We start from the raw sequence: 19,342 nt of genomic DNA, 5'->3' as shown, positions 1-19,342 counted from the left end.
TCAGTGCACTCCTTCAATTACGGCGGGAACGGAACTTGTGCCGCTTTCGGTGGTGACGGCCGTTTGGCCGCCGTCAGACTTGGGAAGCTTCGGCGCCCCGGCGGCGGTCGCTTGGATCTGCGACGGCGGATCGGGCACGAGTGAGCCAGCCGAGTCAGCGAGGATGATCAACACCACACGCCGGTTCGCATTCCGTCCCGCCTCGGTGCTGTTATCGGCACGTGCGCGGAATTCTCCATACCCCACCATCGCCAGTCGCTGCGGGTCCATGCCTTCGTCAGCGAACAAATGCACCACGCTGGCGGCGCGCGCCGCCGACAGTTCCCAATTGGACGGGAACTGGGCGGTGGCGATGGGTTTGTTGTCGGTATAGCCCTCCACGCGCACGCCATTGGGCGCGTCGCGCAGCACCGAGGCCAGGGTGGCCAGGGTGCCGCGGGCGTTGCTGGCCAGGACGGCCGAGCCGGTACCGAACAGGATGTCGCTATTGATCTCCACCTCGATCCACAGGTCGCGGCGGCGGACGGTGATCAGTTGTTTGTCGATCAGCGGCGAAAGCGTCTTGCTCAGCTGCGCGGCCACCGTGTCCAGCTGCTTCTGCGCGCGCGCCAGCTGGGCCTGGTTGCGCAAGGAGACCGGCATGCGCATCTGTGCGGCCATCGACGGCAGCAGGGTCGGATCGGTCGGGCCGTTGGAGGCCGTCATCGGCGCGCCGGCCTTGATCACCGACGGGCGGTCGTAATCGGCGCCCAGGCTCTGGGTATTGCCGATCTGCACCGGTGCGCTGCTCTTGGACGAGCCGCCGAAGGCGGTGGTCAGGGCCTGCGCCATCACCTTGTACTTGCCTTCGTTGACCGAGGAGATGGCGTACATCACCACGAAGAAGGCCAGCAGCAAGGTCATCAGATCGGCATAGGGAATCGCCCACGCCTCGTGGTTGCCATGGTCTTCGTGGTGGTTGCGACGGCGTGCCATGGCAGGGTCAATGCAAGTAGCCTGCCAATTTGGCCTCGATGTTGCGTGGGTTCTCGCCCTGAGCGATGGCGATCAGCCCCTCGATGGCCATTTCACGCTCGTTGCTGCTGCAGTGGATGACGCTCTTGAGCTTGGCGGCCACCGGCAGGAACAGCAGATTGGCCGAGGCGATGCCGTAGATGGTGGCGGTGAAGGCGGCGGCGATGCCATGGCCGAGCATGGCCGGGTCGGCCAGGTTCTTCATCACCGCCATCAGGCCGAGCACCGCACCGATGATGCCCAGCGTTGGCGCATAGATGCCCATCCCCTCGAACACCTTGGCCGCGGCAAGATCCTGACGCTCTTGGTTGTCGACCTCGATCTCGAGCATATGCCGCATGGCTTCCGGCTCGACGCCGTCGACCAGCATCTGCAAGCCCTTGCGCAGAAAGGCATCGTCCTGGCGGCCAAGCTGGTCTTCCAGGCCAAGCAGGCCCTGGCGGCGGGCGATGTTGCTCCACTCGACGATCCGCGCCAGCAACTGCGGCCGGTCGCTGGTCGGCGGGCGGATCACCCAGCGCACGATCTTGAAGGCGCGCCGGAAAACCGCCGGCGAGGTATGCAGCAGGATCGCCGCCACCGTGCCGACGATGACGATCACGAAGGCCGCCGGCGACCACAGCGACGAAATGCCGGCACCTTTCAACACGCTGCCGCCGACGATCGCCACGATCGCCAACACCAACCCAATGAGGCTCAATCTGTCCATGCAAGCGGTATCGGCCCAGGTGCGGCGGACTTGATAGAGGCCAGTGGCTGGCGCGCCAGAAAGTTGTCGTTCTGGGCGGTGGGTCGTTCCGTTACCGGCGGCGGGGGCGGTCGCCCATCGACGCCATCCCTGGCCCACCACGCTGGTCGCACGCCATATGCCGCGGTGACGACGTCGCCTACGTCACCTACGTCACCACCTCGGCACCGCTGCCCGGTGCGGGAACCGACGTCTCGGCGATCAAGTTCGGCGACAGCGAGTTTCAGCGCTGGACAGGCACCGGCGGCGGCGTACGCTGGCATCGCGCCAGCTTCGAGCAACTGCCCACCATCTGCCATATCGTCAATGGACTGGCCGATCTGCCGATGGGCGAGGTAGCGAGCGTGGAGATGGTGCGGTTTTCGGCGCCAGGCATTACGGTCGCGGCCAATGTGCTGCGACCGGTGGCAGAAGCCTGAGCTTCGCCAACGCCTAGGTCTTAGAGCAGCTAATAAAACGACTGCGCAGCCGTCAGGCGGGCGCGGACGGTGCTCGGAATCCTCATGTACCACGCGTACACTGCGGTTCCTGCGCGCCGTCCGCGCCCACCTGACGGCTGCTCGCTACGTTTTGTTAGCCGCTCTTAGCCAGCCTTATCGCCTCATCAAGGATTCCCAGGAAGGCCGCCCAATCCCCTGGAGGATGCTCCCTGTCGATGCGCAAGGCCTTGAGCGGACCCGAGCCATCGCGCTCGCGGCCAGCAGCGCAATGGCAGCGGCGATCAGCGGTTAGGTCAACGACGGACCGGCCGGCGAGCGATGTCGCGGCCTTGCCGTCGACACGCTGCTGCGGCCGATTGCAACGGAGGCTGGCCATGCAGCCCGTGACCGCAACGTAACGGGAGAACGCCTCAGGACTGCTGCCGACTCCGCCTTGCGGCGATCAACCTGCTGCCGTTCCAGCCTCGAGGACGGCGCGGCAGTCCTGGGCGGGCATGGGGGGAATGAACGCGACGGATGTTCCGGTCACGGTGCTTGTCAGCGAAGCCACCGCCAGCGCTGCCGAGGTGCTTTCGGCGACGCTGCAACACTATCGCCGCGCCCGGGTGATTGGCCAGCCCACCTCCGGGCAGGTGCTGATTGCGCAAGTCTTTTCGCTCGATCAGGGAGCGAGGATCCATATCCCGATCGCCGCCTTCAAGGATGCCGGTGGTCTCTCGCTCGAAGGGCGGGGGGTGTTCCCCGATGTGGCCATCGCCAGTTCCCTGGCCGACATCCGCAACGGTCGCGATGCCGCGCTTGAGTGCGCAGCGTCGATCAATCGAGGTGGCGATTGCCCCAGCGCGGCGCCGCACACGCGTTGATGTTTGCCCGCAGAGCGTGATCGAGCCGACGCTGGCAGCCGCGCGTGGCCAACGGCGCGTACGTCTTTTTGCCGATCAGGGAATCGACTGTCTGTGGATTGGCGCGGAGCGTCTCGGTATGAGACGCCTTGCGTGCGCACCGCCGCATGCGTGACCTGCGGCACCAGGGCGAAGGCGCCGTTCTTAACGCAGCGCCGCCCAATAAGGGGCGCTGACGCGCCCTCAATGATCGCTGGCGCGCAGTCCGTCCACGTCCAGGATCAGCGCCATGCGGCCGTCGCCGATCAGGGTGGCGCCGGCGTAGCCGGGCAGGCCGCGCAGGGCGCGCGGCAGCGGTTTGATCACCACTTCCTCGCGGCCGCGGACCTGGTCCACGACCAGGCCGAAGCGGGTTTCGCCGGCCTGCAGCAGCACCACGGTCAGCAGCGGCGGTTGTTCGGCCGGTACGCCCAGCCAGCGGCGCAGATCGATCAGCGGCAGCGTATGCGAGCGACGGTCGAGGACCGCGCGGCCGTCGAACCAGCCCAGCGAGGTTTGCGGGGCATGCAGCACTTCGACCACGCGCGCCAGCGGCAAGGCATAGACGGCTTCGCCGGCCTGCACCAGCAGGGTCGGCAGGATCGCCAGCGTCAGCGGCACGCGGATCATGAAGCGGCTGCCGCGACCCAGTTCGGACTGGATCTGGATCTGCCCGCTCAATTCGCGGATGCGCGACTGCACCACGTCCATGCCGACGCCGCGGCCGGAGATGTCGGTGACCTCGGCCTTGGTCGAAAAGCCGGGCAGGAAGATCAGGTGCAAGCACTCGTCCGTGCTCAGGCGGGCGGCGGCCTCGGCGTCGATCAGGCCTTTTTCGCGGGCCTTTTCGCGCAGACGCTCGGGGTCGATGCCGGCACCGTCGTCCTGGATTTCGATGCTGACGTAGTCGCCTTCCTGCTGGGCGGACAGCCGCACATGGCCGCTACGCGGCTTGCCGGTGGCCTCGCGCAGGGTGGGCGCCTCGATGCCGTGGTCGATCGCATTGCGCACCAGGTGCACCAGCGGATCGGCCAGCGCCTCGACCAGGTTGCGGTCCAGCTCGGTCTCGGCGCCGATCAGTTCCAGTTCCACTTCCTTGGACAAGGTACGGGCGACGTCGCGCGCCACCTTGGGGAAACGCGAGAACACCTTGCTGACCGGCTGCATGCGGGTGCGCATGACCGCGGTCTGCAGGCGGGCGGTGGCGATATCCAGCGTACTGACCGCGCGATCCAGCTCTTCATCGCGCAGGCGGGTGCGCAAGGTCTTCAGGCGATTGCGCGAGAGCACCAGTTCGCCGATCAGGTTGACGATCGCATCCAGGCGCTTGGTATCCACGCGCACGGTCTGTTCGGCCTCGGCACCGGCCTTGGCGGCGGTCTTGCCGCCCGCCTTGCCCGCGGCCGGGGCATGGCCGTCATCGTGTGCAGCGGCGGCGACAGCCTTCGGTGCGGCACTCTTCGGCGCGGCCTTGACGGCCGGCGGCGCGCCCTTGGCATCGAACTGAGCGATCAGGGTGGCAGGTGCGTGCGGCACGGTTTCGCCGGAGGACATCGCATCCAGCATGGCCTGCAGGTAGTCCAGCGACTGCTGGGCGGCATCGAAATGATGCGCTTGCAGCACTGCTTCGCCCGAGCGCGCCATGCCCAGGGTTTCCTCGGCGGCGTGGCACAGCTCGACCATCGGCTTGATCGCCAGAAAGCCGGCGCCGCCCTTGAGCGTATGGAAGCCACGGAAGACCGCATTGAGCTGGTCTGCTTCGTCCGGCGCCTGTTCCAGCGACACCAGCTGTTCGCCGAGGCGGTCCAGGATTTCCTGGGCCTCGACGATGAAATCGGCGGCAATATCGTCTGGAACGGCACTCATGGTTACAACCCCAGTCCGGACAGCAGGTCGTCGGCGTCGTCCTGCGACACCGCGTGACGATCCAGGCCCTTGATCGCAGGACCGGCCAGGCCGCCGTCGTTCTTCGGCTGCGGATCCTTCGGCGGCAGGCCGAGCGCTCCGAAACCTTCATGGACACGCCGCACGATGCCGGCGACGCGACGGATGATCTGTCCGCTCAGGTCCTGGTAGCTCTGCGCCAAGGCCAGTTCGGTCAGGTTGTGGCGGATCTTGTCCAGCAGCACGCCCTGGTCGACGTTGAGCCCGCCCGAGCGCAGTTGCTCGGCCAGCGTGCGGCACTCTTCGGCCAGGTCCAGGGTGCGGTGGCTGGCCTTCTCGGTCATTTCCACCACGTGGTCCAGGCGCGAGCAGGCGTCGTCCAGCTCGCCGGCTTCTTCCGGCAGGGTGGGCAATTCGCCCAGCGCCTGGCCCAGCTCGCGGGCGAGCCGGCTCAGACGCTGCATCATCGGGCGGGTGCGCAGCGCGGCCAGGGTGTCGACTTCGCGTCGCCACGCCAGCTCGTCACCGCTTTCCAGCGCATCCAACGCGCCTTGCAGGCGTTCGATCAGCGCAGCGCGCTCGGCATCGGTGTCGAGGATGGCGTCCATCAGGCGGTCGCCGCCAGGCGCTCGAACACCTTGCCGAGCTTCTCTTCCAGTGTCTGTGCGGTGAACGGCTTGATGATGTAGCCGTTCACGCCGCACTGGGCCGCTTCGATGATCTGCTCGCGCTTGGCTTCGGCGGTCACCATCATCACCGGCAGGTGCTTGAGCTTGGCGTCGGCGCGGATGTTGCGCAGCAGGTCGATGCCGGTCATGCCGGGCATGTTCCAGTCGGTGACCACGAAATCGAAGGTGCTGGCCCGCAGCGCGGCCAGCGCGCTGTTGCCGTCTTCGGCTTCTGCGGTATTGGTAAAGCCAAGATCGGCCAACAGATTCTTGACGATGCGTCGCATCGTCGAGAAATCGTCCACGATCAGGATCCGCATGTTCTTGTTCACATCAAGCTCCTAACACGAAAAGTCATTCGTCGTTGTCGACGCCGGCATCGGCCAGCTCGAATACCTTGAGACGGCCGCGCAAACGGACCACCGCCTGGCCATGGATCTGGCACACCCGTGACTCGCTCACACCGAGCACGGCGCCGATTTCCTTCAGGTTCAATTCCTGCTCGTAATACAGCGACAGCACCAGCTGTTCGCGTTCGGGCAGTTGGCCAATGGCCTTGCCGAGTTCGCGGCCGAATTCGCCGCGCTCCATCATCTGTTGCGGATTGGGCCCGCCCTTGGCGGTGGTATCCAGCTCGCCGTGGTCCTCGATGCGCGATTCCAGGCTCAGCACCTGGCCGCGTGCGGCGTCTTCCATCAAGCGCAGGTATTCCGGCAGCGGCATCTCCATCGCGGCCGCCACCTCGGTGGCAGCGGCGGCACGGCCGGTGTTCTGTTCGATCTTGCGCACCGCCGCGGCGGCGTCGCGGGCGCGACGATGGACCGAGCGCGGCACCCAGTCGCCGCGGCGGATTTCGTCGATCATCGAACCGCGGATGCGGATCGAGGCGTAGGTTTCGAATGACGCGCCCTGTTCGGAGTCATAGCTGCGCGAGGCCTCGATCAGGCCGATCATGCCGGCCTGGATCAGATCGTCCACTTCCACGCTGGCCGGAAGACGCGCGGCCAGGTGGTGGGCGATGCGACGCACCAGGTCGGCGTGCTGGGTGACCACGTCGTTGGCGTTGTTGCGCTGGACGGCACGGTACTGCGCTGCGGCGGCGGTGTTCATGCGGCAACCCCCCGTTGGATGATGCGTTCGACGAAGAACTCGACATTGCCGCGCGGCACGGTAGGGGCCTGCCAGCGCGAGGTGCGACGGGCGATCTCGGCAATGGCCTGCGCCGAGGGGCTGGCCGGGTAGGCCTTGATGACCGGTTGCTGGCGCTGCACCGACAGGCGCAGCCAGTCGTCCTGCGGCACGTGGCCGAGGTAGTTCAGCGAGACGTCGCCGAGGAACTTCTCGCACACCCGCGACAGCTTGTCGTACAGCAGGCGGCCTTCGTTGGGGTCGCGCACCATGTTGGCGACGATCTGCAGACGGTCCACGCCGCGTTCGCGCGAGAGCACCTTGATCAGCGCGTAGGCGTCGGTGATCGAGGCCGGCTCGTCGCAGACCACCACCACGGTGTCCTGGGCGGCCTGGCAGAAGGTCAGCACGCTGTCGGTGATGCCGGCAGCGGTGTCGATGACCATTACGTCCAGGTCGCGCTCCAGTTCGGAGAACACGTTGACCAGGCCGATGTGCTGGGCCGGGGCCAGTTCGGCCATGTGGCGGCGACCGGACGCCGCCGGCACCACCAGCACGCCGCCCGGGCCTTCGATGATCACCTCGTCCAGCGTGCAGCGGCCGGCGATCAGGTCGGCCAGCGTGTACTTGGGCGACAGCCCCAGCACCACGTCCAGATTGGCCAGGCCAAGGTCGGCATCGAGCAGCAGGGTGCGCTTGCCCATGTCGGCCAGGGCCACCGCCAGGTTGGCCGAGAGGTTGGTCTTGCCTACGCCACCCTTGCCGCCGGTCACGGCAATGGTGCGCACCGGGCCCAGGGGCTCAGGACGGGTTGCCGACAGGGGGAAGGCGTTGGTCAGCTTTGCGTATTCACGCGACGGCATGGTTGTGCTCCGGAGTACAGGGCTTATCGGCAGCGCGCCGCAAATCTTCAAGGCGAAGAACGAGACTGGCGGCATTGGCACGGTGGAGGTCGTCCGGGACCCGTTGTCCGTCGGTGACCCAGGTGATCGGCATCTGGTGATCGACGACCACCGACAGGGCGCTGCCGAAGCGTCCGGTCTCGTCGAGTTTGGTCAGCACCACGCCTTGGGGCTTGGCATGGGCGAACCGCCGCACGACCTCGTCGAGGTCGGCGAAATGTGCGTTGGCCGGCAGCACCAGCAGCGAGGTGACCTGGCGCGCGGCGCGCAGCCAGTTCAGCTGCGCGGCCAGGGCGCGGTCGCGCTGGCCCATGCCGGCGGTATCGATCAGCACCAGCTTGTAGTCGCGCAGGCGCTCGAGCAGGTCCAGCAGGCTTTCGGCGCTGTCGGCCTCGTGCACCGCGATCCCGAGCTGGCGGCCGTAGCTGTGCAGCTGCTCGCGGCCACCCACGCGCTGGGTGTCGGTGGTGACCAGGGCCACGTCGCGCGGTGCGTGCTGGGCGGCGAAGCGCTGCGCCAGCTTGGCGATGGTGGTGGTCTTGCCGGCGCCGGTCGGGCCGACCAGGGCGATCACGCCGCCACGCTCCAGCGGGTCGGCCGGCGAGACCGGCAACCGCTTGGACAGCAGGCCCAGCATCAGGCCGCGGCCGCGATGCAGTTCGGTGTCGGCGGGGATCTGCAGGGCGATATCGCGGGTCAGGCCGGCATCGAAGCCGTAGTCGTCCATCAGTTCCAGCGCCTGGGCGCGCACCGGCGAGCCGCGCAGGCGCTCGTCGGTGAGGCGGTTCATCTCGCGCTCGATCATCTGCCGCATCAGCGCCAGCTCGCCGCGCAGGTGCTTGAGTTCCTCGTCGTTCTGCATCGCCACCGGGGCGGCGACGGGCACCGCGGCCAGTACCGGCGCGGCGACGGCCAGCGGCGGCAACGCGGCCGGCGGCAGGATCTGCGGCAGCGCCTCGGGCAGGTCGAAGTCGGCATCGGCCGGCAGGACGTCGGTGTCCAGCTCCAGCGGCAGCGGTGCGGCGACGGCCTGGATCGGCGCCTGGACCGGGGCCGGGGCCTCGACGGCCTTCGGCGCGTCGTTGCGCGCCACCGGCGGGGTGGTCAGGAAGTCGGCGAACAATTGTTCCGGCACTGCCGAGAGCGCGTGCTCCTGGCGGGGGGCGGGCGTGGGCAGGGTCTGCACCGGCGCCTGCACCGGCGGCGGTGCCGCAGTGCGGATCGGGGTCGGTGCGGGGGCGGCGCGCGGCACATGCAGCGGTTGCCGCAGGGCCATCGCGGCGATCATGTCTTCAGCGGCGTTGGCCACGCGCTGGCGCTGGCTGATGCCGGCGTCGCTGGCGGCGGCCTGCGCCGCCCGTGCCGGCGCGGCAGGAGCTGCCGGTGCCGGGGCGGGCGCAGGTACCTGCGATTCGTTGCGGGCGGTTTCCAGCGCCCGCTGTACCAACTCCTCGTCGTAATTGCTGGCAGCGACGATCTCGATACCTTCGGCAGTGCGACGGTTGGACAGGATGACCGCGTCCGGACCGTGTTCGTCCCGCACCATGCGGAAGGCGGTGCGCATGTCCGGAGCGACGAAGCGTTTGATTTTCATGCCAGCTGCTCCCGGGACAAGCACGCGCCGGACGCCGGGCGGGTGCGCGATGAAGAAAGGTGTGTTGCCTGCGTCATGGGTGCCTGTCCGATTGGTTCGTGCCGAGTCCTGGGCCACGCAGCGCATCGAAGGGTTGCGGGCTCGCCAGTGCTAATGCATGCGGTGTGCCAAAACGTGGTGCCAGGGTTCCGGCGCGTGGAGCTGGAGCATCGGGCAGCGTGGGCGCTATGCCGCTGGTCCATTCCGAAGGCTTCAAGCCACTGGATCGATTGACTTTTTCGCGCGTGGCGAGGCGGTTGTGTCTTGCTGCGGACGGGTGCGATCGCGGGGCCCGGGTCGAGCCAGGCGCACTTGGAACGCCCCGAAGTGGCCTGCGCACTGCAATCGATTCGAGGTCCGGGCCGGTGGCGGCTTTCCGACGCCGGGTATGGCGGTCGGTTGCCGGCAGGGCACGGGAATCTTTGTAGGAGCGCCCCTGGGCGCGACGGGCGTGTCGGTAAAGCGGGTCGCGCCCGGGTGCGCTCCTACGGGGGGGGCGTTGGCGGTTTTTGGCTGATCGCCGTCCGGGCGCGGGAATCGTTTGTAGGAGCGCCCCTGGGCGCGACGAGCTTGTCGGTAAAGCTGGTCGCGCCCAGGGGCGCTCCTACGGGGGCGTTGTTAGCTGATCGTGCCGACCAGCTTCAGGCGCTTGTCTTCGGGGACCTCGCTATAGGCAAGTACCGACAGGCTGGGCACGCTGTGGCGGACCAGGCGGGCCAATGCGGCGCGGACCGGGCCGGGCACCAGCACCACCGCCGGTTCGTTGCGCGCTTCCTGCTTGCCGACGCAATCGGCCAGGCTCTGGTGTAGCCGCTCGGCCAGGCCGGGCTCCAGTGCCACGCCATTGCCATGAGTGGATTCCTGCAGCACCCGCTCCAGTTGCGGGGCCAGGGTGAACACCGGCAGTTCGGCCGACATGCCGGCGATCTCCTGCACGATGAAGCGGCCCAGCGAGGTGCGCACCGCGGCGGTGAGCGCGGCCGGGTCCTGGCTGTGCGGGGCGTGCTCCACCAATGCTTCGACGATCTTGCGCAGCTGCCGCACCGGAATCTTCTCCACCAGCAGGTTCTGCAGCACCCGCACCACCACCGACATCGGCAGCGCCTTGGGCGTGAGGTCCTCGACCATCTTCGGCGCCGTCTTGGCCAGGGTCGCCAGCAGTTGCTGCACTTCCTCGTGGCCGAGCAGTTCCGGGGCGTGCTCGCGAATCAGGTGCGACAGGTGGGTGGCCACCACGGTGGCCGGGTCGACCACGGTATAGCCCATCGATTCGGCGTAGGCGCGCTGATGCGGCTGGATCCAGGTGGCCTCCAGGCCGAATGCCGGATCCTTGCCGGGAATGCCGTCGAGTTGGCCGAGCGCACCGCCCGGGTCCAGCGCCAGTTCACGGTCGGGATAGATTTCCGCCGTCGCCACCGGTACCCCGTGCACCAGCAGGCGGTAGGCATTGGCCGACAGTTCGAGGTTGTCGCGGATGTGTACCGGCGGCACCAGGAAGCCGATGTCCTGGGTGAGCTTGCGGCGCACGCCCTTGATCCGCGCCATCAGCTCGCCGCCCTGGTTCTTGTCCACCAGCGGGATCAATCGGTAGCCGACTTCCAGGCCCAGCGGGTCGATCGGCCGCAGCTCGTCCCAGCTCAGCTCGGCGCTGGCCTGGGCGGCAGTCGCCGCGGCAGCGGCCTGCGGGTCACTGGCCGGGTCGCCGGCGGTGGGCTTGGCGATACTGCGCTTGTACATCTTCCAGGCGATCAGGCCCAGCACCAGGCCCAGCGTCAGAAAGGCGACATTGGGCATGCCCGGGACCAGGCCGACCAGGCCCAGGATGGAGGCGGCCACGGCCAGCGCACGGTGCTGACCGAAGACCTGGCCGATCATCGCCCCGCGCATGTCCTGCGCACGCGAGGCGCGGGTGACCAGCAAGGCGACCGAAGACGACACCAGCAAGGCCGGCAACTGCGCGACCAGACCGTCGCCGATCGACAACAGGGTATAGGTCGAGGCTGCATCGACGAAGGACATGCCGTGCTGGAGCATGCCTACGGCCATGCCGCCGACCAGGTTGATGAACAGGATCAGGATGGCGGCGATGGCGTCGCCGCGGATGAACTTGTTGGCGCCGTCCATCGCGCCGTAGAAGTCGGCTTCCTCGCGGACCTCCTCGCGACGGGCCTTGGCTTCTTCGCGCGTCAACAAGCCGGCGTTGAGATCGGCGTCGATGGCCATCTGCTTGCCGGGCATCGCATCCAGGATGAAGCGCGCGGTCACTTCCGACACGCGACCGGCACCCTTGGTGATCACCACGAAGTTGATGATGGTCAGGATCGCGAACACCACGATGCCGACCGCGTAATTGCCGCCGATCACGAACTGGCCGAAGGCCTCGATGACCTTGCCGGCAGCGGCGTGGCCGTCCTGGCCGTTGATCAGGATGACGCGGCTGGAGGCGACATTGAGCGCCAATCGCAGCATCGTGGTCATCAACAGCACGATCGGGAAGATAGTGAACTCCAGCGGGCGCTGCACGTACACCACCGCCAGCAGCACCATCAGCGAGATGGCGATGTTGAAGGTGAACAGCGCGTCCAGCACCGGTGCGGCCAGCGGCACCATCAGCATGGCGAGCATGGCCAACAAGGCCAGTGGCGCGCCCAGGCCGTTGCGGAGCAACTCCATGATGCGGCGGACGTTCATCGGGGCGGGCTGGGCGCTCATGCGCTGGCCCCCTTGCCGAACTCATCCACATCCAGCGCCGGCAGTTCCGGCATCGGGCCGCCGCGCCACCCGCGCAGCTGGTAGACGTAGGACAGGACCTGGGCCACGACCGAATAGAGTCTCACGGGGATTTCCTTGCCGAGCTGACCTTCCCGATACAAGGCGCGTGCCAAAGGCGGGGCGGTCACCACCGGCACCCGGTGCTGTTCGCCCGCTTCGCGGATCCGGAACGCCATTTCGTCCACGCCCTTGGCGATCACGACCGGCGCGCGCATCTTGCCGCCCTCGTACTTCAGCGCCACCGCGTAGTGGGTGGGGTTCATCAGCACCACGTCGGCGGTGGGCACGGCCTCCATCATCCGGCGCTGCGACAATTGCATCTGCATCTGCCGGATCCGGCCCTTGACCTCGGGACTGCCCTCGCTTTCCTTCATTTCCCGCTTGACCTCTTCGCGGGTCATCTTCAGCTTCCGCAGCCAGTTCCACTTCTGGTAGGGCGCATCGAGGGCCGCCAGCAGCACCAGGGCGCCGGCGGTGTAGAGCAGCAGGCTCTTGGTGAAGTCCAGGCCATGGCCGATCGCCTGTTCCAGTGGCTGGTTGACCAGTGCGCGCAGGCCCTGCAGCCCGCCGGAAATGCACAAGCCGGCCGCCAGGCCGACGAACAGCAAGCGCAGGATCGACTTGGTCAGTTCGGCCAGACTGTGGCTGCCCCACATGCGCTGCAAGCCGTTCATGGGGTTGAGCTTGGTGAGGTCGGGCATGATCGCCTTGGTCGAAAAGCGCAGTCCGCTCATGAACAGCGGGCCGGCCAGGCCGGCAGCCAGGCAGATACCGGCCAGCGGCAGCATCACCCACAGCAGCTGCAGCAGCAGGTCGCCGAAGTGGCCGAACAACGCCATCGGGGTCTCGCGCATCTTCGGATCCGGGCTCAGCGCGGTCTTCATCCAGACGCTGGCGCCATCGCCGATGCCGCGTGCCAGCAGCATCAGCGCGAACACGCCGGCACCGAACACCGCCGCGGTCGACAGCTCGCGCGATTGCGGGATGTTGCCCTGTTCGCGCGCCTCGCGCAGGCGCTTTTCGGTGGGAAGTTCTGTGCGTTCGCCGCCGTCTTCGGACTCGGACATGGGGCTGCCGGATGGGGGATCAGCCCAGCTCCATGCAAGCGGCGTTCCAAATGTGGCTAGGGCGGCGACGGTACGCCGCGGTTGGCTTGCTGCACCGTGCTGCTATTGGCCGTGGCCGCGGCGGTCGCTGTATCGGCGCTGTCAGCGATCTCGGGCGGCGCCGGCAGATCGGCATCCGCTTCCTCTTCCGATTCGATGCGGTTGCGGCCCAGGCGCTTGGCCCGGTACAGCGCCTCGTCGGCGCGCGCCAGCATCGTTGCGATGGTGTCGCCGGGCCGATACCAGGCCACGCCGATCGAGCAGGTGACCCGCAACGGCGCCGCGCAGCCCACGTCGTAAGGCGGCAAACCGATGGCGTCGTGGATCGCCCGCAGGCGGTGATGGCCACTTGCGTTCATCCCGGGCAGCAACAGCAGCAGCTCTTCGCCGCCGTAGCGGCCCACCTTGTCCGAATCGCGCAGGCAGGCGGTCAGCCGGGCGCCGACCTTGGTCAGCACGGCATCGCCGATCAGATGGCCGTGCTCGTCGTTGATCAGCTTGAAGTGGTCCAGGTCGATCAGCAGTACCGCCAGCGGCTGCCCGGTGGCGGCGCAGGTCTGCAAGCTGTCGCCCATGGCGTCCAGTACGCCGGCGCGATTGAGCAGGCCGGTCAGGGCGTCATGGCTAGCCTTCAGCGCCAGTGCCGCACGCGCCGTCTCCAGGTCGCGCTTCTCGCGTTCCAACTGGTAGGTGCGCTCGGCGACCAGCTCGGCCAGCATGCGCTCGCGGGCAACCAGGTGACGGTGTCGCCAGCGCCACAGCCCGGCCAGCAGGCCAAGGCCGATCAACACATACAGCGCCAGCGCCGGCGGGCTCTGCCACCACAACGGCGCGATCGCGAACGGCAGGTCCACCACCGGCGAGGCCTGGCGCCGGTAGTGGTCGAGCAATTGCACCTGCAGGCGAAAGTGGCCGGCCGGCAGGGGCGGTTGATCGATCGACAGCGTTTCGCTCTGGATCCATTCGTCGTGCAGGCCCAGGATGCGATAGCGCACCGTCACCCGGCTGGGATCGTCGTAGACGTCCACGCTGGACAAGGCGATGTGCAGCGGCCGATCGCTCCAGCCCACCAACTGTCCGCGCTGCAGCGGAATGCCGCCGCGGCTGATGCTGTCGATCCGTACATTGGGCTTGCGCTGTTCGAACAAATGCGCGGGATCGCGCACATGGGAAACCCCGCGCGAGGTGCCGATCCACACCGAGCCGTCTTGGTCTTCGTAGAAGGCGGCTTCGGACACGTCGTCCCAGATCAGGCCCTGCGACTGCGACAGATGCGACCAGCGCTTTCCATCGTAGACATCCACGCCGCGGGCATGCCCCACCCACAGACGGCCGCGGCTGTCCTTGCGCAACAGGTACACGCCAACGTCCGCCATCGCCGGGTCGCTGGCCGCCTGCAGGTCGAGCAACTGGCCGCGCAGCACGCCATGCCAGAGCCCGGGCCGATAGAACGACAGCCAGGTCTCGCCGTTGGCGCTGATGTCGAACTTGCTGATCCATGGATCGCTCGCGGCGCCGTTGACGCGCACGGTGATCTTCGACCAGTGGTCGCCTTGCAGGCGAAACAGGCCATTGGCACTGGAGACCCACACGCTGCCGTCTGCGGTTTGCTGGATATCGTTGTAGGCGATGGCGGGCAAATCGCTGACCGGCTTCAGCGACGCGTCCGTGCGTGCGTGCTCGACGACGAACATGCCGCCGGCGCTGAGGATCCACAGCCGTCCCTGCCGATCCAGCAGGAGACGGCGGCCAGTGCGAGGCAGTTTCCCCAGCTCCGCGTTGCTGCCGTCGGGTGCGTAGCGACGCAGCAGGCCGGAGGAGTTCAGCGTCCACAGAATGCCGTCGTCGCCGCGCTGCATGCCGACGATCTGGATGCCCGATTGCGGCAGGGCCGGCGCGAAGCGGCCGTCGGCGGAGGTTTGTCGGCCGATCCCACTTTCGTTGCCGACCAGCAGCGCGCCCTGGGCGTCGCGGGTGATCGACCAGGTCGGTGCCGGCGGCATGCCCTGGTCGGCGTCCCAGTTCTCGATCCAATCGTAGCCGGCCCAGCGGATCACGCCTTCGCCGGACATGGTCATCCAGATTTCGCCATCGCTGTCGACCAGCAAGGAATCGCTGAGGCCGGCAGGCAGCCCGTTGTCGACGCCGAAGCTGCGCCAACGATGGCCTTCCCAACGCAACAAAGCATCGCTAGTCCGCACCAGCACGCGACCTTCGCGGTCCAGCACCAAGGACGGCTGATGGCCGACGGCATGCTGCGCGTGCAGGGGAGATGGATGGACGCTGAAATGCGCTGCGCCGGCAGGGCGGTACAGCAGGGTGCTGCTGCCGCGGACCCACAGTGCACCGTCGCGGTCGCGCAACACGCTATACCACCGTTCGTTCGGTACGCCTTGGTCGGGGCCGAACACCTGCAGTCGGTGCTGCGCATCGATCGCGCACAGACGGCGATCGCATCCGATCCACAGCGTGGCACCGTCTACCGATACGCTCAGGACCTTGGACGCGTCCGGCACACGTTTCCGGGTGGCCGCGTCGAGCAGCGGCTCGACGCGCCAGCCGCCGTCGGCCCGCTCGCGCAACAGTTCCAGGTTGCCGCCGTTTGCCACCACCGTGCCCCAGGGTAGGCTGGCCAGTAGCAATCCGTTCTGCAGATGCTGCGCCTCGTCGCGGGCCAGCCGGCGGAAACCATGCTCGTCGCCGACGAACAGGCTCTGGAAGCCGGCGACCCACAGGCGACCCTGCGGGTCCTCGCTCATGGAGAAGACCGGTTCGTTGTGCAGGCCGTCCAGGGTCACTTGCTGGAAGCCGCGGCCGTCGAAGCGATACAGGCCGCTTTCGGTGCAGACCCACAGGCGGGTGGCCCGGGTCTGCAGCAGACAGGTGCCCGCCAGTCCCAACAGGCCCTGGTCATGGGCGTAGCGGCGAAGGCTCGCGACTTGCGCATTGGCGGTTCCGGCCAGCGACAGCAACGCGAGCAGCAACGCCACCGCCCACGTGCGGCAACGCGCCCCCTTCCATTGGCGGTACTGAAACCTCACAGGCCTTGCGCTCTCCCACGCAGTGGCAGGCAGTCGAAGGGCGCCCCTCGCGCCGTTCATTCACACCTGCCATCGACGGCGCCGGTGACTGGCCGCCTTGTCCGAACTAGCGGCTGTTCACGGCACTTTCTTTAACCTGCCGGTCGTCTGCGCACCACTATCCTCCGCCGCACTGTGAGGAAGTGTGGACGCGTAGGCGATGCGATTGCGGCCTGCGTGCTTGGCGCCGTACAGCGCTTCATCGGCGCGGGCCAGCAGGTACTCGACGGTGTCTCCCGCTTGCGCCCACGCCACCCCGATCGAACAGGTCACCTGCAATTGGCCGCCGTCGATCGGATAGTCGCCGCAAATCCGTCCATGCAGTGCCTGCAGCCGGGCCTTGGCCTCCACGCCCAGCCCAGGCAACAGTGCCAGCAGCTCTTCGCCACCGTAGCGGCCGATGCGGTCGTCGCCACGCAGGCAATCGCTCAGGCGCTTGCCGACGCCGGCCAGCACCGCATCGCCGGCCAGATGGCCGTGCTGGTCGTTGACCTGCTTGAAGTGGTCCAGGTCGATCAACGCGACTGCCAGCGGCGTGCCATTGGCCAACGCAGCAGCCAGCAGTCGCCGCGACACCTCCAGGATGCCGGCGCGGTTGAGCAGGCCGGTCAATTCGTCATGGGTGGCCTTGAAGGCAAGCGCGGCGCGTGCGCATTCCAGATCGCGTTTGTCCTGCTCCAGCTCGGCGGTGCGTTCGGCGATCATCTGCTCCAGTTCCTGCTTGCGTCGCAGCAACTTCTGCGTGCGCCAGCGCAGCAGGCCGATCACGCCGCCGACCGCCAGTAGCACATAGACCGCGATGGCGGGGTTGCTGCGCCACCACGGTGGGCGCAGCACGAAGGCGAAGCGCGCCAGTGGGCTGACGCTGCGCTGGCGCGCGTCCTGTGCCTGCACTTCCATCACATAGCGCCCCGGCGGCAGCAACGGATAGGTGATACGGGCGAGCGAGGTGGTGGTCCAGCGCGCCTGATGCCCCTCCACCCGATAGCGGAAGCTGATGCGGTCGGCACCGCCTTCCATGCCCGGTGTGCGCAGCTCGATGTCCAACGGCAGCTCGGACCAGTCGACCTCCTCGCCGGCGTGCAACTGCTGCTGACCGCGATGTACGTGCGCGATCTGCACCAACAGCGGCGGTGCGGCGAACAGCCGCGTTGGCGCGAGCAGGTGGCTGAGGCCACGGCTGCTGCCAATCCACACGCTGCCGTCGTCGTCTTCGAAAAAGGCGTTGGCCGACAGGTCGTCCCACAGCAGGCCTTCGTCGCGGGTGATGCGGGCCCAGCGGCCGTTGGAATACAGGTCCAGGCCCTGGCTGCTGCCGACCCACAGCCGGCCCTCACGGTCGTGGCGCAGGATGAAGGGCATGACCTTGGACACCAACGGGTCGCTGACGGCCTGCAGCACCAGACTGCCGTCGGCGCGTGAGCGGCCATGCCACAGCCCGATGTCGCGCAGCGACAGCCAGAGCTCGCCATCCGGAGCGAAGTCGATCTGGAACACATCCTGGCTGGGCAGCGTGCCGCGCAAGGGCACGTGAATCCATTGCCCGCCCTGATGCCGATACAGTCCGCGATCGCTGGCGACCCACAGCTGTCCGTGCTGGTCCAGCTCGATATCGCCGATGAACTTGGCGGGCAGCTCGTCCACGTGGCGAAGGTTGTAGGGCGGGCTGCTGCTGGCGACATACAGGCCGCGCGGGCTGGCGATCCACAGCATGCCGCCGTGATCGAAGACCAGCTTGTAGATCGGATTGGGCAGCTCCATCACCTCGCGGGTCACGCCATCGTGCGGATCGCGGCGGGCGATGGCGCCAGTGAAGTAGGACACCCAGGTCGCGCCGTCCGGCGCGACCGCAATGCTGAGTACTTGCGGCAGCGGGTTGCCATTGGCCAGTCGCCACTCACGGGCATGCGCGCTGCGTCGCTCCAGCAGGCTGGCGCCGCCGTCGCCACCGACCGCGAGCAGGCCGTCGGGCAGGCGCTGGATCGCCCAGGTCGCCCCGTTCGGGATGCCCTGCGGTTGTCCCAGGTGTTCGATGCTGCCGTAGCCCAGCCAGCGCTGCACGCCCTGGCCACGCGTTCCGATCCACAACGTGCCGTTGCTCTGCGGCAGCAGCGGGCCGATCATCGCATCCAGGTGCAGGCCCTGGTCGTCGCCGATTTCCTCCCAGCGATCGCCCTCCCAGCGCACCAGCCCATGGTCGCCGCGGGTGATCAAGCGACCTTGGAGATCCTCCACCATCGTGGTGACCCCGGACAGCGTGGTGAAGTCGCCCTGAGTGGCGGGCAGATGCGCTTCGAAGCGCGACGCGCCCGGTGCCCGCGACAGGATCATGCCGCCGCCGCGCAGCCACAACCGCCCGTCACGTTGACGATAGATCGCCCGCCAGCGGCGTTCCGGGACGCCGTCGCGCTCGGACAAGGCTTCGACCACGCGGCCGCGCGCATCCAGGCGACAGACGCCCGGCCCGCAGGGCAGCCACAGGAACCCTGCGTCGGCCAACAGCGACGGTCCGATCGGTGCCGACTGACCATCGGGCATGCGCAATGGCACCGGCTGCACCGCCCAGCCGCCAGCCTGTTCCACCACTGCAAGCAGTTGTCCTTCGCTGAGCACCGCCACACCGCTGCGATAGGCGGCGATCACATTGCCGGCATCGGCGCGGATGCGCTGGCCGTTTCGCAGCACCTGCACGAAGCGTTCGCCGCTGCGCACGAAGACCCCATTGGCGGTGGCCACCCAGAGCCGGCCCTGCGTATCCAGGGTCATTCCACGGCTGTAGCGGGCATCCAGTCCGTCGTCCTGGCCGACGGCAATGAAGCGATCGCGTTCGAAGCGATGCAGGGCCAGTTCGGTGGAGACCCAGACCACGCCTTGCCGATCTTCCAATAGGCCGGTGATGGACATGCCTTGCAGGCCATCGGCCTGGGTATAGCTGCGAAAGCTATAGCTCTGCGCCGCGGCCGTCCCGCTAGCGACCCACCCAGACGCCACCAACGCCCCTAGCCAGAGCCAGGAGAGTACGCAACGCAGCAGGACTGGAGCGGACGGTGCGGGCACGAAGGGCATCGATTCCGTTGCAGAATTGA

13 protein-coding genes and 1 other RNA gene are annotated in these 19,342 nt (G+C 67.6%); 2 read left to right on the top strand and 12 right to left on the bottom strand.

The features are described from left to right. Entirely contained in the window at positions 1-975 is a 975-nt protein-coding gene (gene motD, locus CKY51_RS02510) for a flagellar motor protein MotD (RefSeq protein WP_152248824.1), read from the bottom strand. Positions 976-982: 7 nt separating this feature from the next. Further along, positions 983-1,723, bottom strand: a complete 741-nt coding sequence (locus CKY51_RS02505) for a flagellar motor protein (RefSeq protein WP_022971132.1) — start codon at positions 1,721-1,723, stop codon at positions 983-985. 542 nt (positions 1,724-2,265) lie between these two features. Between CKY51_RS02505 and CKY51_RS02500 the strand changes: the two genes are divergently transcribed. Next, positions 2,266-2,341, top strand: a non-coding RNA gene (locus CKY51_RS02500) — sX9 sRNA. A 364-nt stretch (positions 2,342-2,705) separates the two neighbouring features. Then, on the top strand, positions 2,706-3,065 hold the full coding sequence (locus CKY51_RS02495) for a S41 family peptidase (protein WP_022971131.1): 360 nt from the start codon (positions 2,706-2,708) through the stop codon (positions 3,063-3,065). A 222-nt stretch (positions 3,066-3,287) separates the two neighbouring features. On the opposite strand, the gene CKY51_RS02490 is transcribed toward CKY51_RS02495, so the two are convergent. From CKY51_RS02490 to CKY51_RS02445, 10 genes are all read right to left on the bottom strand, one after another. Continuing rightward, complete coding sequence (locus CKY51_RS02490) at positions 3,288-4,949, bottom strand: chemotaxis protein CheA (RefSeq protein WP_022971130.1); 1,662 nt, start codon at positions 4,947-4,949, stop codon at positions 3,288-3,290. 2 nt (positions 4,950-4,951) lie between these two features. Beyond that, positions 4,952-5,575, bottom strand: a complete 624-nt coding sequence (locus tag CKY51_RS02485) for a protein phosphatase CheZ (RefSeq protein ID WP_022971129.1) — start codon at positions 5,573-5,575, stop codon at positions 4,952-4,954. Then, positions 5,575-5,967 (bottom strand): chemotaxis response regulator CheY, encoded by a 393-nt coding sequence (cheY, locus tag CKY51_RS02480; RefSeq protein ID WP_022971128.1) that lies wholly within the window; start codon positions 5,965-5,967, stop codon positions 5,575-5,577. Before cheY ends, CKY51_RS02485 begins: the two co-directional genes overlap by 1 nt. Positions 5,968-5,989: 22 nt before the next feature. After that, positions 5,990-6,745 (bottom strand): RNA polymerase sigma factor FliA, encoded by a 756-nt coding sequence (locus CKY51_RS02475; protein WP_022971127.1) that lies wholly within the window; start codon positions 6,743-6,745, stop codon positions 5,990-5,992. Then, positions 6,742-7,626: a MinD/ParA family protein gene (locus CKY51_RS02470; RefSeq protein WP_022971126.1), complete on the bottom strand. Its 885-nt coding sequence runs from the start codon at positions 7,624-7,626 to the stop codon at positions 6,742-6,744. Before CKY51_RS02470 ends, CKY51_RS02475 begins: the two co-directional genes overlap by 4 nt. Continuing rightward, the gene (flhF, locus tag CKY51_RS02465; protein ID WP_152248823.1) at positions 7,613-9,259 is read right to left on the bottom strand and encodes a flagellar biosynthesis GTPase FlhF; all 1,647 of its coding nucleotides are present in this window, start codon (positions 9,257-9,259) and stop codon (positions 7,613-7,615) included. The genes CKY51_RS02470 and flhF overlap by 14 nt, the downstream gene beginning before the upstream one ends. Positions 9,260-9,916: 657 nt before the next feature. After that, on the bottom strand, positions 9,917-11,989 hold the full coding sequence (gene flhA / locus CKY51_RS02460; protein ID WP_031339812.1) for a flagellar biosynthesis protein FlhA: 2,073 nt from the start codon (positions 11,987-11,989) through the stop codon (positions 9,917-9,919). A 17-nt stretch (positions 11,990-12,006) separates the two neighbouring features. After that, positions 12,007-13,137 (bottom strand): flagellar biosynthesis protein FlhB, encoded by a 1,131-nt coding sequence (gene flhB / locus CKY51_RS02455; protein ID WP_022972428.1) that lies wholly within the window; start codon positions 13,135-13,137, stop codon positions 12,007-12,009. A gap of 56 nt (positions 13,138-13,193) precedes the next feature. After that, positions 13,194-16,217: a ligand-binding sensor domain-containing diguanylate cyclase gene (locus CKY51_RS02450; protein ID WP_170292284.1), complete on the bottom strand. Its 3,024-nt coding sequence runs from the start codon at positions 16,215-16,217 to the stop codon at positions 13,194-13,196. A gap of 117 nt (positions 16,218-16,334) precedes the next feature. Beyond that, positions 16,335-19,322, bottom strand: a complete 2,988-nt coding sequence (locus CKY51_RS02445) for a ligand-binding sensor domain-containing diguanylate cyclase (RefSeq protein WP_022972426.1) — start codon at positions 19,320-19,322, stop codon at positions 16,335-16,337. Positions 19,323-19,342 lie beyond the last annotated feature (20 nt).

The sequence above is a fragment of the Xanthomonas maliensis genome (assembly GCF_009192945.1).
Taxonomy (GTDB): Bacteria; Pseudomonadota; Gammaproteobacteria; order Xanthomonadales; family Xanthomonadaceae; genus Xanthomonas; species Xanthomonas maliensis.
This window is presented reverse-complemented; position numbering and strand designations above follow the sequence as displayed.